This is a genomic window from Photorhabdus kleinii (assembly GCF_025384885.1).
Classification (GTDB): domain Bacteria; phylum Pseudomonadota; class Gammaproteobacteria; order Enterobacterales; family Enterobacteriaceae; genus Photorhabdus; species Photorhabdus kayaii.
In genome coordinates, this window is the sequence record NZ_JAJAFY010000034.1 from 15,945 (window position 1) to 32,397 (window position 16,453).

At 44.6% G+C, this 16,453-nt stretch carries 12 protein-coding genes; 3 read left to right on the forward strand and 9 right to left on the reverse strand.

Translation table 11 applies throughout. From position 1 onward, the window contains the following. Positions 1 to 171: 171 nt before the first annotated feature. From LG003_RS15710 to LG003_RS15740, 7 genes are all read right to left on the reverse strand, one after another. Positions 172 to 942, reverse strand: a complete 771-nt coding sequence (locus LG003_RS15710) for a glucose 1-dehydrogenase (RefSeq protein WP_112878216.1) — start codon at positions 940 to 942, stop codon at positions 172 to 174. A gap of 273 nt (positions 943 to 1,215) precedes the next feature. Beyond that, positions 1,216 to 2,757: an NAD(P)/FAD-dependent oxidoreductase gene (locus tag LG003_RS15715; protein ID WP_262981126.1), complete on the reverse strand. Its 1,542-nt coding sequence runs from the start codon at positions 2,755 to 2,757 to the stop codon at positions 1,216 to 1,218. A gap of 57 nt (positions 2,758 to 2,814) precedes the next feature. Next, positions 2,815 to 3,183 (reverse strand): DUF805 domain-containing protein, encoded by a 369-nt coding sequence (locus tag LG003_RS15720; RefSeq protein WP_262981127.1) that lies wholly within the window; start codon positions 3,181 to 3,183, stop codon positions 2,815 to 2,817. 33 nt (positions 3,184 to 3,216) lie between these two features. Continuing rightward, the gene (locus LG003_RS15725) at positions 3,217 to 4,494 is read right to left on the reverse strand and encodes a 4-aminobutyrate--2-oxoglutarate transaminase (RefSeq protein ID WP_262981128.1); all 1,278 of its coding nucleotides are present in this window, start codon (positions 4,492 to 4,494) and stop codon (positions 3,217 to 3,219) included. 178 nt (positions 4,495 to 4,672) lie between these two features. Continuing rightward, the gene (locus LG003_RS15730; protein WP_262981129.1) at positions 4,673 to 5,446 is read right to left on the reverse strand and encodes a nuclear transport factor 2 family protein; all 774 of its coding nucleotides are present in this window, start codon (positions 5,444 to 5,446) and stop codon (positions 4,673 to 4,675) included. Between the two features lie 15 nt (positions 5,447 to 5,461). Further along, positions 5,462 to 6,892: a gamma-aminobutyraldehyde dehydrogenase gene (locus LG003_RS15735; protein WP_112878211.1), complete on the reverse strand. Its 1,431-nt coding sequence runs from the start codon at positions 6,890 to 6,892 to the stop codon at positions 5,462 to 5,464. Positions 6,893 to 7,399: 507 nt separating this feature from the next. After that, positions 7,400 to 9,832, reverse strand: coding sequence for a DMSO/selenate family reductase complex A subunit (locus tag LG003_RS15740; RefSeq protein ID WP_390894145.1), 2,433 nt, complete (start codon positions 9,830 to 9,832; stop codon positions 7,400 to 7,402). A gap of 539 nt (positions 9,833 to 10,371) precedes the next feature. Between LG003_RS15740 and LG003_RS15745 the strand changes: the two genes are divergently transcribed. Next, complete coding sequence (locus tag LG003_RS15745; protein WP_112878209.1) at positions 10,372 to 11,979, forward strand: ABC transporter substrate-binding protein; 1,608 nt, start codon at positions 10,372 to 10,374, stop codon at positions 11,977 to 11,979. Between the two features lie 453 nt (positions 11,980 to 12,432). Beyond that, the gene (locus tag LG003_RS15750; RefSeq protein ID WP_112878208.1) at positions 12,433 to 13,032 is read left to right on the forward strand and encodes a lytic polysaccharide monooxygenase; all 600 of its coding nucleotides are present in this window, start codon (positions 12,433 to 12,435) and stop codon (positions 13,030 to 13,032) included. A 129-nt stretch (positions 13,033 to 13,161) separates the two neighbouring features. Here LG003_RS15750 and LG003_RS15755 read toward each other — a convergent pair whose 3' ends face one another. Together LG003_RS15755 and LG003_RS15760 are read right to left on the reverse strand one after the other, a co-directional pair. Further along, on the reverse strand, positions 13,162 to 14,277 hold the full coding sequence (locus LG003_RS15755) for a class II histone deacetylase (RefSeq protein WP_262981131.1): 1,116 nt from the start codon (positions 14,275 to 14,277) through the stop codon (positions 13,162 to 13,164). A 161-nt stretch (positions 14,278 to 14,438) separates the two neighbouring features. Beyond that, entirely contained in the window at positions 14,439 to 14,900 is a 462-nt protein-coding gene (locus LG003_RS15760) for a hypothetical protein (protein ID WP_262981132.1), read from the reverse strand. 511 nt (positions 14,901 to 15,411) lie between these two features. Between LG003_RS15760 and tus the strand changes: the two genes are divergently transcribed. Continuing rightward, positions 15,412 to 16,338, forward strand: a complete 927-nt coding sequence (gene tus / locus LG003_RS15765) for a DNA replication terminus site-binding protein (RefSeq protein ID WP_112878205.1) — start codon at positions 15,412 to 15,414, stop codon at positions 16,336 to 16,338. Positions 16,339 to 16,453 lie beyond the last annotated feature (115 nt).

The window sequence follows — 16,453 nt, forward strand, 5'->3', positions numbered from 1 at the left end:
AGATGCATCGCGGCGGCAAGGGAGCGAATCCCCGGGAGCATAGATAACGATGTGACCGGGGTGAGTGCAGCCAACAAAGAGGCAACTTGAAAGATGACGGGTATAATTGAAAAACAGCCATTTTACCCTACCCTCCTTTGGAATATATCAACTGCTCAAAAATGCGTGTTCTCACAGTACTACCGTTTGTCCGCCATCGACTAGCAGTGATACGCCGGTTATAAACGATGCGAGATCCGATCCTAACCATACGACCGCATTTCCTACCTCTTCCGGCTCTCCCAATCTTCGGAGAGGCATCCTTTCCCGTAACCCATCAAACATTTTCGCCACTTCCGGCGAGGAAAGAGGAAGTGCTGTATTGATCAGTCCTGGGCAGACTGCATTAACACGAATACCTGACGGCCCGAAGGCATCGGCCAGTGCAGCCACCATCATATTCACGCCAGCTTTGCTAGTGGAATAGGCGGTTGTAAGTTGTCCTGTTCTAATGGACCCCATACTTGACGTTGCCACAATACTTCCGCGTTTACCTAGTTTTATCATCTGTTCAGCAGCAGCTTGTGCGCCAAATAGAACGCCATCCAAGTTGACCGTAAGCAGCTTGTGAAAATCATCTGCACTAATCTGTGGGCCATCGGTAGCTAATGCAATTCCTGCATTGCAAGCCATCAGATCAACACCGCCGAACGGTGTAGCGACATCGACCAATGCATCCATCTCGCTTCGCGAGGTGACATCACACCGGTGGAATATGGCTTTTGTACCAAGCGAATTGAGACGCTGAAGCACTGGTGTTCCTCCCTCTCGAGGCTGATCAGTGATATCGCCAATAATTACGGTTGCTGCGCCATGACGCGCCGCAGCTAAAGCAATGCCTGCTCCGATGCCACTTGCGCCGCCAGTGACAATGACAACCTTACCTTCTAGCATACGGTCCATTTGATGTTCCTCATTAGTATCGCGTTATCACAGGCGCTATTTGAGATATTTATTGACCCAGATCATGGGGCAGCATATACCCAATGGATTTCAAGATGCATCGCGACGGCAAGGGAGTGAATCCCCGGGAGCATAGGTAACTATGTGACCGGGGTGAGCGAGTGCAGCCAACAAAGAGGCAACTTGAAAGATGACGGGTATAAAACACACATATAATCATTAACCAATGCAAATATAACCGACATTGGCTCCCGAAACCCTACGCCCTGTTGCTCAGAACGAAACTATCTCTGCCGGATTAAGCGTACTTATCACTCCCAGAATACCTTTAGCCAACGGAATGGCTACCGGAGAGAGATAGGAACCCAGCGGGATACTCGCGTGGGCAATGGAGGTAAGCATGGTAAAGTCGTCGTTGCGTCCGGTAAGATCGTCACTGATAGCTTTGCCAATGCGCACCGTCTGCGCCACGCCATGACCACTCCAGCCATGTACCATATACACGGGTACTCTGTCGCCGCTCTTGCGGGCATCGGTGGCACCGTTTAGGGTCAGATCGCTGATCCCGCCCCAAGAATATTCTAGTTCGGCTTTTTCCAACTGCGGGAACACGGTTCTGATACGCTCAAGCAGATAGTTGTTCACATCACGCGGTGACCAAGAATTGCCAGTACCCTGTCCACCGAACAGCAGGCGGTTGTTGCGCACCGCACGATAGTAGTCGACCTGTAACTGTGTATCGTAGACCGGCAGATTCGACGGGATCAGCTCTTTGACATCCACTGGCAACGGCGGCGTTACCGCTACGTAGGAGAAAAAAGGCACCGTGGTGGAAGGGCCAGAGATAAACTCACCCGTGGAGACATGCACACCCAACACCACAGCTTTACTTGCCCTGATAGTTCCCCGCTCAGTTTCTACGACTGTACCACCAGCATCCTGCCTGATGCCCTTTACTTTCGTGCTGTCATAGATTCGCCCACCCAGTCTGGCGAAACCATAAACCAGGCCACGCAACAGTGCCAGAGGATGAACCTGCCCACCGATACTGTCGACATTTGCTCCATGGTAGATGCCCGAACGCACATACTCTTCCTGCAATTCGTGCGGTCCGATAACCTTCATCGCCGTGTCTCCCAGTTGACGCCGGGCATCGGCATTAGCCACCAGCGGCCCCATGTGGCCTGCGTGCACCGCAACAGTGATATGACCATATTTGCGGTCACATTCGAAACTATAACGCTCACGGAGTTCATCCACGAGATTCATCGCTTCAACAGAGGCAAAACGCCATAAGCGTTTAGCCTCATCGAATGAAAGTTTTTCCAGTATGGTCTTAGCTTCCCAGCGTGCAAGCCCAGGGGTTATCTGTCCCCCGTTGCGGCCAGAAGCGCCTGAACCAATGTTATCCTTTTCAACCAGAATCACGTCCACTCCTGCTTCAGCAAGATGCAATGCCGTGGAAGCACCCAGCAACCCACCGCCGATAACCACAACCTCGCAGTTCTGGTCTTCAGGCAGGCTTCCAAAAGTGGGCCAGTCAGCCAAAGAAGCTTCATAATAATTGGCTGGCATGGTGCCAGCAGCAGCGTCTTTATGCCAGCTCCAGATGCGCGGATCCAGCCCCAACCGGCTGGCTCTATGCTGTGCATCCTTCAACAGTGTTGGCCGGAGCTTATCAACATTGACGGCGGGAGCATCGGCCGCGGTTAAGGTCCTGGCGAGCAGGGATAAGTTGGGAAATACGGATGAAAGCACTCCTGCCCCCGCGAGCGTCGCGACGGTAGAAATAAAGTCTCTTCTATTCATTGTCATTTCAACACTCCTGTCATGATCTTGAAATCACCTGCTGACTTGGTCTGGAGAGTTTCCCTATGAGTGAGTCCGGCTCTCTGAGCTGTATTTATTGCTGCCAGGGTTCCCTTTCAGGCCGGCGAGAATCAGCAGGATAACAGTGCCGATAAACGGTATGAGATGCAGCAGTAACCACCAAGCGCTACAGTTGATGTCGTGCAGGCGGCGGGCATTCACTGCTAGCGTGGGCAAAAACGTGAGCAGCAAATAGACAGCGCTGAACCAGCCCATATAAATTTCAGGATTGGCAACGGCAAAGTAGCTTTCAAGGAAAGAGATAATAAATACAGCCAAGATCTGGAACAAAAAAAAGTACCAGAACTCCTTACGCCTGGCTCGCCCCCTGAAACATGCATAGTTCTTTAATACATTTAAATACCAGTGCATTGTTATCCCCTCTTGTGAGGTAGCAGATTCTATCTATTGTTCAGTCAGATCGAGCAGCACAGACTCCAGAATGTTGAGCGCTTCATGAAAAACGTTATTTTGTATGGTCAGCGGCGGAAGGAAACGGATCACGTTGCCGTGTACACCGCACATCAGTAGGATCAGACCACGCTCCAGCGCTTTCTGACGTACCGCGTTGGTAAAGCTGGCATTGGGTTCCTGACTGTCCGCATGGTTAAACTCCACCGCAATCATCAGCCCGAGCCCTCGCACGTCAGCAATCTGCGGGACACGCGGTCGCAGTTCATGCAGACGCTGTTTTAGCTGCTCTCCCAGCTGTGTCGCTCGCGCATTCAGCTTTTCTTCTTCGATCACATCCAGCACCGCATGGGCGGCTGCAATCGCCACCGGGTTACCGCCATAAGTTCCCCCCAGACCACCAGGCACTACAGCGTCCATCAACTCTGCCCGTCCCGTTACAGCCGCCAGCGGCAAACCGCCCGCCAGACCTTTCGCCATAGTGGTCAGATCGGCAACAACCTCATGATGCTCCATGGCAAACAGTTTGCCCGTACGCGCGAAACCGGTCTGAATCTCATCGGCGATAAGTACAATGCCGTGGCAATCGGCGATCTCACGCAGCGCTTTGAGCAGCTCGGGAGGAGCAGGATAGAAACCGCCTTCGCCTTGTACCGGTTCGATGATGATGGCCGCGACGCGCGTGGGCTGAATGTCGGCTTTAAAGAGATTTTCCAGCGCATTCAGCGTTTGTTCCACACCAATGCCATGCAGCCCGACCGGAAACGGAACATGGTAAACGTCGTTAACCAATGGGCCGAACCCCATTTTGTACGGTGCAACTTTGCCAGTTAATGACATACCTAGGAAGGTACGGCCATGGAAAGCGCCGCTGAAAGCTACCACGCCACTGCGCCCGGTAGCGGCACGCGCGATCTTCACGGCATTTTCCACTGCCTCGGCCCCGGTAGTGACAAAGACGGTTTTCTTCGCAAAATTACCAGGCACCAAACGGTTCAGACGTTCGGCCAGCGCTACATAATTTTCGTAGGGCACCACCTGATGACAGGTGTGGGTAAACTGTTCCATTTGTTCTCTGGCTGCCGCGATGACGCGCGGATGGCAGTGGCCGGTATTCACCACGGCGATACCGGCGGCAAAATCGATATAACGTTGCCCTTGAACGTCCCAAATTTCAGCGTTTTCTGCACGCTCCGCATAGACTTGTGTGGTCACGCCCACGCCTTTTGCAATAGCCGCGTTGCGTCTTTTGGCTAGCATAGATTCAGTCATAAATGAAAACTCCTCAGCAATCTGAAATAAGCGAGCTTCAACAGACAGACGCCGGATGTGAATAGCTATCCAAAGCTGGTAAAAGTAACCGATCCAGCGTCGAAACCAGCATATCTGCCTGTGTATGGGCATCCGGTTGCGGCGCTACCGCAAGCTTCGCGCTGGGTATCGATCAACTCTAAAAAATACCGTGGCGATGCAGCGCTTTTGCATCCTCCGGTACCGGGGTGATAGCATCCCAAAGTTCGGCCACTTTGCCGTTCTCAATGCGCCATAGCTCGAAGTAGCTGTGACGCGCTCCGACGATACTCCCCTCCGAATGGGTCAGAACAAACTGCCCATCGGCTACCGTACGGTGAATTTTAGCGTAATGCAGGCCCTGCCCCTCATCCCTGAGTTGCTCAAGAAACGAGATGAGTGCCACCGTACCATCGGGAATATCGGGGCTGTGCTGGCGAAACAATTCACCATTAGTGTAGTTTCCAAGCTCTTCGTAGTGACCCTCGATCAGGGTACGTGTAAAAAAGTTGACCACCAGCTCGCGATTCTTCTCTCGGTCATGGTCATGGCCTGCTTCAGTCGGGCCGTCTAACTGAGTTCGGCCACTGACGTTAGGTGCAGCCTGCGGCACCAGGCCGTCCCAGTGCTCTACGATTAAGCCGTCGGCAACCCGGTACAGATCGAAACCAACCAACGGCCAGTCGTCTAATCCCGTAAAACGACCATGGATGGCGACTAGATCACCATCCTGCAATACACGATACGTTTCGTGGCGCAGTTCGGGATGTGTCCAGACCAGCTCACGTAATCCGGCAAGGCCTTCTTTGACCAACGGGGAATGTTCGATGAAATGCGGCGCAAAATAACGCTCAAGCGCCCCTACATCACGGTCAGTAAACAGCTCGTGGTGCGCACGCGACACCAAGTCGCGTGGAGATCTATTCTGAATCATTGCGGATGTCCTGTGTCAGTCGTTGGAACTCATCACGTGTTTGATACGCGTATATTCATCGAAGCCATAAGCCGACAGATCTTTACCATATCCGGAACTCTTGAAGCCGCCGTGCGGCGCTTCTGCCGTAAGAGGAATATGGGTGTTAATCCAGACGGTACCGAAATCGAGTTCACGTGACAGGCGCAACGCGCGGCCATGGTCGCGGGTCCAGACACTGGAGGCCAGTCCGTATTTCACGTCGTTAGCTTTCTCTATGGCCTCCTGTTCATCGCGGAACTTCTGCACCGTGATAACCGGGCCGAAAATCTCGGTCTGGATTGCTTCGTCGTGCTGTTCCAGACCGGTAATTACCGTAGGTTCAAAGTAGTAACCCGAACGTTCGGCCTGACGGCCTCCGGTCTCGATACAGGCATGCGCGGGCAAACGCGCAATGAACCCTTTGACCTGCTCCAGCTGACGAGCATTATTGAGCGGCCCATACAGCGCTTTTTCATCTTCCGGATAGCCAAAGCGGGTAGCTTTAGCTGCCGCCACCAGTTTGGCGACGAAGGTATCGTAAACAGAGTCATGCACCAGCACACGCGAGGCTGCCGTACAATCCTGACCCGCATTGAAATATCCCGCGGTAGCAATGGTCTCTACCGCTTTGTCCATATCTGCATCGGCGAAAACAACCACTGGCGCTTTGCCACCTAGCTCCAAATGTGCTCTGGTGAGATTAGCCGCCGCCGAAGAGGCAACCTGCAAACCTGCTCGCACGGAACCCGTGATGGAAACCATAGCTGGCGTTTTGTGTGAAACGACCAAAGCACCCGCGCTGGCATTACCCAACACCACGTTGAATGCACCTATAGGAAAGAACGGAGCGGCCAGTTCAGCCAGCAACAGAGTACTTTCCGGCGTGGTATCGCTCGGTTTGAGTACCACGGTATTACCCGCTGCCAGCGCAGGCGCTATCTTCCATACTGCCATCATCAGCGGGTAGTTCCACGGCGTGACTTGCCCCACCACGCCCAGTGGTTCGCGCCGGATGCTGGTCGTCATATCAGAAAGATATTCAGCAGTCGCTTTACCTTCCAGAAAACGGGCGGCGCCAGCGAAGAAACGGATATGATCCACTGAAGTCGCAATTTCCTCAGAGGCAATCAGATGCTTGAGCTGCCCTGTATTGCGGCTTTGCGCTTCGATCAGACGTTCAGAGTTTTTTTCCACCGCATCGGCTAATGCCAGCAACGCCTGCTGACGTGCTGACGGTGTACTGCGCCTCCAGATCTTGAATGCCTCTTTAGCCGATGCATAAGCTTCATCAACATCCGCTACAGTCGCGTTAGGAGAACACGCATAGATTTCACCTGTGACCGGGCTTACTAGGTCAAAATATTCGGAGCCTTTAGATTCAACATACTGACTATTAATGAAATGCCTGAGCGTTGGTACCGCCATGGTTACCTCCTGATAGATGGGATAACATAAAATATAACCTATAACTTAATATGTTCAATTTTTATATAGATGTTAATTTTTCAACTAAAAAACAAAAATAAAAGAGTAATTAGATACATAGATGTACCTCTCGACACTCCTGTTCAGGAAAATATGCCGATCTGTGAGCAGGATCGATGATTTTTTTAACTTAAAGAAAAGGTTTGGGGGCTATTTCTCGGCAGGATTATTTACAATCGAGTTAATATCAGAGATTGCTCAATTTGCAACATCAATATTAAAAAACGAAGTCTGAGAGAAATTACGTTAAATAACTCGCGACTGAAGTCGCAGCCTTTTAACTGCGACTACGGCGACGAGCCTTATTATTCTATACCCTATGGATTTCAAGATGGATCGCGGCGGCAAGGGAGCGAATCCCCGGGAGCATAGGTAACTATGTGACCGGGGTGAGTGAGTGCAGCCAACAAAGAGGCAACTTGAAAGATGACGGGTATATACATTCACTCATGCTTTATTGACCTCAACCAATAATGTTTGATGAGAGTTTCCGTGTGCAAGCGGGGTTTTACGGGATGATGTCAGCACATTGACACAACCTCCCCAATCAACACCATTTTTATCCGGTTGCCACCATGCGCCGGTCGGCATTGCCACTACGCCGGGAATAATACGTTGAGTTACCTCCGCCGGGATCATAGAAACACCGCGATCATTAAATACCCGAACTAAATCCCCTTGTTTAATTTTGCGTTTTTGCGCATCTAATGGATTAATCCATAACCTCTGGGTTTGTACTTCCTTTAACCAAGGATTTGAATATTGGGTTGAATTAGAGCGGTTTTTCCCTTTCCAGGTAATTAATTGCAACGGATATTTTTCAGTTAATTTATCCTCCGGCCCTTCGAATGCAGGTATATAATGTGACAATGCAGGGATTTCAGGATGTTGCATGTCGTATAGACGCTTAGAAAATATCTCTATTTTTCCTGAGGGTGTTGGAAATGGATGATTTTCTAGGTCACGAATATTTTTTTCAAAAGCGACATAAGGCGGTATTTTGAAAAGATGTTTGTTTGTCCGTTGTAATTCCTCAAAAGTAGGTAAATTTTCTTTTGGCATAGCTCGACGATTAGATTCCATAATATGAGCTATCCACGCTTTTTCGTCACGACCTTGGCTGAATTCCTGTTCAACTCCCAGCTTTGCGGCCACTTCACGTATCCATTCATAATCAGAACGCCGTTCGAATTCAGGTTCAATCAATTTTGATGACAAAATGAAATAGCTGCCGGTGCCCCAAGGATAGGCAATATTCCAGCGTTCCATAAAACTGGTTTCCGGCAATAAAATATCGGCATATCGGGTGCTTGGTGTTAGATAAAGATCACTGGAGACAATAAATTCAATTTTAGATTCATCTGCCAATATTTTTACTGCCTGATTAATATCCGGGTTTTGATTTGCAAGGTAATTACCGGCCAGTGAGAATAACATACGGATATTGGTATTCAGCTTATCTGCACCAACTAAACCATCTGCCGGAGTAACTTTACTGGCATCATCGGCTGCTTGGACCCAGTTCATTACAGAGATTTTTTCTTTTACCGGGTTTTTACCAAGATCAAGTCCGTAAAGATATTTATTACCCGCAACACTACCGAAACCGGCTGCCCATCCCCCTTTTTTACCCACATTACCGGTTATTGTGGCTAAAATTGTTGAACCACGTGCAACACGTTCACCACAGATATGACGTTGTGGCCCCCATCCCTGAATCAGAGCCGCGGGTTTCGTGCCGGCATATTCGCGGGCAAGTTGACAAATGATATTTGCCGGCACTTTAGTGATTTTTTCAGCCCATGCCGGTGTTTTTACAATGCCATCTTTAGCGCCTGTCAGGTAAGCAACCAAAGATTCATTGGCAGGAACGCCATCCGGCATGTTGTTTTCATCAAAACCAATCGTATAGCGATCAATAAACCCTTTATCGTGCAAATTTTCACTGACAATCACATACATCATTGCATCCATTAATGCGTTATCAGTTGTTGGCAGCAAAGGAATCCATTGGTCAGCCAACGAGGAAGCAGAATCAGAATAACGGGGATCGACAACAATAAATTTGGTGCCGTTTTTTTTCATCTTCTGGAAATAGTGATTGGTGTGACCAAAAATAGTTTCAGCCGGATTATGGCCCCAAAGGATCACCAACGGGGTATCTTCTAAGGTATCCAGTGTGCTACCCGAAGTTGCCACACCGTAGGTATAGGGCGTGGCTGCCGCGGTATTGCCCATACTCACGGAATGGTAATATTGTAAATGTCCGCCGGTAATATTGAGTAAACGACGTAACATTTTATCACCTGATGATACACCGCCAATTATCGCGGTATTAACGCTAACATAGCGGCAAGCTGGGCCATATTTCTCAGTAATGCTTTTTAGCTTATCTGCAATAATGGTTGTCGCCTCATCCCAGGAGATTCGTTCAAATTTTCCTTCTCCCCGCTTACCAACTCGTTTCATCGGATATTTTAAACGATCAGGATGATAAACAAATTTGCGATAGCCCTTGCCGCGGACACAAGCTCGCATGATCGGCATTGCTTCATCAAGTTCATGATCAGGTCTGGTGGTTATACGGGTGACAACGCCTTCTCGGACATGTGCTCGGATATCGCATCTTCCTCCACAATCAAATGTACTACAGGTGGGTATGACTTTCGTTTCACTTGTATCAATAACATTAATCGGTAGTGAGCTCTGGTCTGTTTTCTCGCCGGCGGTTGTTTGGCGGGTAGAAACAAAGGGAATAGATATAAGCGCCGCACTCGCTTGAATAAAACGACGACGGCTGGCCCTCAGATCATTATTCTGTTCATCGGCTTCATCACTTATTTTTTTATGTTTCATATTAGCCTCCACATTGCATCTCATCCGTTGAATGTTATTTAGGAAAAAGGGTTTAAATGCTGATATACCCGTTATCTTTCAAGTTGCCTCTTTGTTGGCTGCACTCATTCACTCCGGTCACATAGTTCGCTATGTTCCCGGGGATTCGCTCCTTTGCCGTCGCGATCCATCTTGAAATCCATTGGGTATAGATCACATTTTATTGAAAATTTTTGCTAAATCTGATTAATAAATTAACGCTGAAATGAATGCCTTAAAATAATTCATGTGATAAGTGAATATTTCAAGGTGTATAATTAAAAAATAAATTAGATTTATTGCTTAAATTTCATGATATTGATGAAGTAGCCCTAAGTATTTTATGCTAATACTTAATTATAGTTATACCTCTTACATTCAAAATAGGGTATTCAATAGAATCACGTAATTTTAACTTAATATCTTAAATAGTCATAAACATTCTGAGGTTTGGTTTGCAAAATTATATAAAAACCTTAATTATCAAAAAATTGACTTCCCTGAAATAGATATCCCCAAAATGAAATTCTCTTGGAGAACAAACGATGAATAAAACATTAAGGAATATATCCTTATTCACAGGTATTATATTTGGCAATCTGGCATTATCTCATGCCGCAATTATTCCAGCAGGTACATTATTGTCAGTTAATCAAGATATCGTTCGCAATAATGGTTCAGAACCTGTGTCTCTTGATGTTCATAAAGTTGAAAATGATGTTGAATTTAATATTATTCATGATTTTTTTAGTGGATTAATCAGAGCGGGCAGTGATGGAAAAATCAATCCTGATTTAGCGATCAGTTGGGAAGCCAAAGATCATAAAGTGTGGTTATTTCATCTAAGAAAAGGAATAAAGTGGTCTGATGGCTCCCCTATTACTGCCCATGATGTGGTTTTTAGCTGGCGACGTTTAGTTGATCCCAAAATTGCCTCTCCGTATGGCAGTTATCTTGGAAACATGCATGTAGTCAATGCCAAAGATATTGTTGCTGGCAAGAAAAAAACCGATGAATTAGGTGTAAAAGCGCTGGATAATTTAACTTTGGAAGTGACGTTAGAACAACCCGTATCCTATTTTTTACAGATGTTGGCCTACCCTGTTATGGTACCTATAAGCCAAAAAGCGGTTGAAAAGTATGGCGAAAAATGGACTCATTCCGATGTATTTGTCAGTAGTGGGCCATTTAAGTTATCCGAATGGGTTGTTAATGAGAAAGTTGTGGGTATCAGGAATTCACAATATTGGGATAGTGCTCATACTGTTATTAATAAAGTCACCTACCTTCCAATAGCATCAGAAACGGCAGATATCAATCGTTATCTAGCCGGAGAAATTGATATCACCAAGAATATCCCGTCGATTTTATTTAAATCCTTAAAGACAAAATTAGGTAATCAAGTTCATATCACACCAGCATTAGGTGTTTATTATTATGATTTTAATAATAAAAAACCACCTTTTAATGATTTCAGAGTCAGGCAGGCATTAAATTTGGCTTTAGATAAAGAGATTATAGCGAATAAAGTTTTGGGGCAAGGTCAAGAACCTGCTTATAATCATACTCCACCAAATACTGGAGGAATGAATTTAGGGCAACCTGATTATGCATCATGGACACAACAAGCAAGAATTGAGAAAGCTAGGAAGTTATTAAATGAAGCGGGTTATAATAGAAGTAACCCATTGAAATTTAAACTTCTTTATAATACGTCAGAAGAGCATAAACGGATTGCTATTGCGGCGACTTCAATGTGGAAAAAAAGTCTGGATGTAGATATTATTTTGCAGAACCAAGAACGAAAAGCTATGTTGGATGTTATTCATCAAGGTAATTTTGAGATGGTGAGATATGCACGGATCGCTGATTACGATAATCCTGCCTCGTTTTTAAATAATTTTGTTACTGATAGTTCTAATAATACATTCTTATATAGCAATCATACTTATGATGATTTGATAAATAAAGCTAAAGCAACAAATGATCGAAAATATTTTCAGCAAGCAGAAGATATTTTGGCAAAAGATGTACCAGCAATTCCTGTTTATTACTATATCGGTGTCAGATTAGTCAAACCTTATATTGGTGGGTATTATATGAGCCCATTGGGTTTTGTGTCGACAAAAGATCTTTATGTTATTAAACATTAGTAGAATATTATTATAGTACTTAAGTAGATATTACGGTTTTGGACAGGTTGGTTGTTTTAAACCGTAATATGAGATGATTTAATATTTTAATCAATTGTTTTTATTACCTTATATCGATAATTTTTTATTTTAATTATCTGAATAGGAATATTCTGATGAAAATATATCACCATAACTATAAATAAGTGTTTTTAAGATAGCGGGCGTTACCTAAGATGCATCAACTGTCTATTATATGAACCATATCGAATAAATTAGAAAAATCATATCGTTTTATATTACAAAAAATAGTAACAGGCATATTTCAAACAAAATTTCAATAACTTAATATAATTAGATTGTTAATCAATTTATGAAATGGATAATCATATTATATTTATCTAGAATTGATAGCTAAGTCCTGGGGCTTTATTTGTCGTAGATAAATTATCCTGTAAAATGGAGGACACTATTATGTATAAACATAAAGTGAAAGTGATGACTTTATCCGCTACGATAATTACAGCTTTATTTAATGGCGCATGGGCTCATGGTTATATTGATAGTCCAGGAAGTCGTGCATTCCTTTGTTCTGCACAGGGAAATGAACAAAATACGGATTGTGGGTTAGTTAAGTATGAGCCTCAATCTCTTGAAGCTAAGAAAGGCTTTCCGCAAACTGGTCCGGAAGATGGCCATATTGCTAGCGCTGGCATTGGTCATTTTGGCTCATTGGATGTTCAAACTGAAGATCGCTGGAGAAAAATTCCTATTACTGCCGGTGATATTGAGTTTCAGTGGGAAATTATGATTCAACACAAAACCTCAAGTTGGGAATATTTTATTACCAAACCTAATTGGGATCCCAATAAACCTTTAACCAGAGAGCAATTTAATAGTACACCTTTCTGCTTTGAGGATTATCAGGAAAAAATGCCGGGCAACCGAGTTATTAATAAATGTACCTTACCAGAGGGTTATCAAGGCTATCACGTTATACTGGGTATTTGGACAATCTCAGATACCCTAAATGCATTTTACCAAGTAATTGACACAACAATTAGCCCTGCTTGATTATAAAATAACTATTATCGGGAACAGCATGATGCTGTTCCTGTTTATCGAACTTCTTGTTCCATCTATTGAACTCAATTAATATAGGTTTGCTCCCAAACTATGTGGAACAAACCTACGCAACAAAGCTCAAAGACCGAATTTTTCTTTAAGTTTATCAAGCTGTTGTTGTTGAAATAGCTCAAACTTAGCTCTTGGCTGCTGCAAGCGTATAGAATCTAACATTGGATCTTTGACTTCCGTACGAATGCCGCTCATCTGTTCAAGTACAGCCAATCCACAGAATGGTACATAAGACTCCGCATACCCGCCTTCATGAACAACGACTAGTTTTCCGTCGCATAAACTATCTGCTGCCTGTTGTTGCACTAGCTGGGTCATCTCCCGAAAACTTTCACTATGGAGCTGCATCCTGGCCAAAGGATCCACCGCATTCGCATCATAGCCACAGGCAACAATAATCAGTTCCGGTTTAAAACGTTCAAGCGCTGGAAGTATTATCTGTGTCATTGCATAGATATAGCTATTATGTCCGGCTCCAGCAAGTAATGGGATATTCAGGTTATAACCTATTCCTTCACCTTCCCCAATATCATCTTCACCGCTGTATCCTGGAGGGAAGCAACCATCCTGATGTATCGAGATGGTCAAAACATCAGAACGCTCCCAATAAATATGCTGAGTACCATTACCGTGGTGAACATCCCAATCAATGACCGCAACTCGTTTTAAATCAAAACGTGCTTTTGCCTGTTCAATTGCCAATGGGATATTTGCTAGAAAACAAAATCCCATGGACTTATCAGGTAAACAGTGATGACCTGGTGGTCGAGAAAGGCTGTAAGCATTATCAAGCTCACCGCTAAGCACTGCTTCCACCGCCGCACAAGCAAGGCTGGCTGAAAGCTTAGCAATTTCATAACTTCCCGGTCCCAGAGAGGCTTCTATACCAAGCATTCCTCCACCATTATCACTGACTTGCTTAAACCGCTTCAGGTACTCTTCCGGATGAATTTTACGTAGTGTTTGCTCATCAATAGGCGATGCCGAAGAAAGGTGCAAAGAGTGGCTCAAGCCCGATACATCCATCAAATTTTTTAGCCGCCTTTTTGTTTCCGGCGATTCAGCATGTGCAGTTCCAGAAGTAGGTTGAACCCAACCACCGACAGGTAAAGTAACTACATACGCGCCAGTACTATGCCAAAAACAATGTTCATCAAAGAAAAACCCTGTTTTTCGTTTCATCACCCTTCCTTATATATTAAATTAATTAACATATCATTAATATAATCAAAACAAAAACAGATTATGCCTAAGCCTCCCTAATATTCGTGGGCACCGATGAGATAACCCGAACAAGTATGTTCTGACCTCTAAATCCAGCAGTTAAGTGCTGGATTTAGAGGTCAGAACCACTCGGTGAAGCCCCATGTCGTGGTAAAGTCTCTAAGTATTTTCAGTTGTATGTTGCCCTGAATTCCAACAAATGCAAGATGGTCATCCTTTCTCATACACCACTCGAATCCTCCAGACGAACGCTTAACCACAGCCATATCTTCCCATTTTTGTTGGTACTGAGCTTTACAGATAAGTATCTCGTGAGCGTTGTAGCCAAGGTAAGCCCCGTGATCACTTACAGGGGAGGCCCGGCAAATAAAGCCAAGGTAGCCTCCCCTCTTTCCTTCCCAGACGCACTCAAATTTTTGGTGTGGTATAGTGCTCTCCCATATTGCCAATGACACGCTCCCCGGCGCTGCATGAAACTTACTAGCCACCGTTACAGCAGTCGCGTAATCACCCGCTGGATACGGATGAATAATATAGGATTTTCCTGGGATCGGAGTATCGTTGCCTGTGAGTATTCCCATAATCATTCTTCGTTAGTTTATGTGGTATTCACATTCATTTAGGTAGATATTTTAATTATTGTGTCTTTTTAATGAAGCTCAATAATCAACATCAGTATCCTGATATATAAATATCTAAAAAATTCATAATAAATGACATCTACAATCCAACCATGAATTTCGACACAAGGATATTATAACTTTTATTGTTTATTTGAATTTTAATATTCGATGGCTTTGTGTGGCGTATGGCACAAAGGTGACAGTAAAAATCCGCCTTCGCCCCACCCCGAGTATTGTTTCTGTGCTGCTGAAATGAACATTTCCACCAAACAGTCTTGTTCATAGTAACGTTCAATGCATTGATATTTTGTGTTTTTTCTCTCAGTGGTATCATTTAGTGACATTCCTGACCACATTGTCGCCTTCAAATTTTATAGGTGGTTGAATGTGCATTTGACATATTTGAGTTTGATGTTTGCTCCTTTTGTTTTATAATAAAAAGTATGTTGTAACTAATTGTGTTATTCAAATGAGTAAATATTTATCAATTGAAGATTTGAATAGTTGTTTTCAAAGACAAGAGAATAAGTTGAAACAACTGTATGAACAATTAAATAGCTATTCTTTGTTGGCCGCTCATGTGTTTATTCTGCCTGATGTAGAAAAAGGCAGTGAACATGAGCCAGTAACGAAAATAATTGTTAATGAAGCGACGGATAATGACGCATTAAATATAGGGTTAAATCATTACCAGAAGCTATTTATATATCACAACAACCAAAATATCAGCAGTAAAGCTGCCGTTCGTCTTCCCGGTGTATTATGTTTTTCTGTGAACCAACAACAATATCGCTCTGCTTTACTTTTGATTGAGGAAATTAATAAGTTGAAAGCAGAACTTGAACATATCGTAACTGTGCAATCAGGAGTGGATAAAGAACAACGGTTTGAGTTTGTTCACAGTCAGTTACATGGTTTGATAACTTTAAACGCTTACAGAACCATCACTCCCCTTATCAATCCCGATTCAGTTCGCTTTGGTTGGGCAAATAAAAATATCATCAATAAAGTCACAAAAGATCAAATTCTACAACGTTTAGAGAAAAGCTATAACGCTGGACGAGCAGTTTCCCCCTATTCTCGTGAACAGTGGGCAGCATTAGTCGCCAAAGAAATTATCGACATAAAAAAATTACCTAATGATGTGGTTTTAAAAATCAAACGTCCAGTGAAAGTGCAGCCCATTGCACGAGTCTGGTATGCGGAACAACAAAAACAGGTGCAGTATGCTTGTCCCCTGCCAATAATTGCATTTTATGTTAACTATGGCGATAACCAACCAAAGATAGGTAGACTTGCCAACTACGATGCCAATGCCATAGTGCATCGTTATAAACCCAAAGCCAAACCACTGGAATTGATTATTCCAAGGCTACATTTATATCGTGAGATTTAGCAAAAACCGCCGTAAACCCTTGTCCAGTGCGAGGGTGTCAGAAAGCGGTTGCTCCAGCATCTGCATGAACGCATGATATTTTTCCAGAATGCTCCCGTACATTCTACTAACCGGA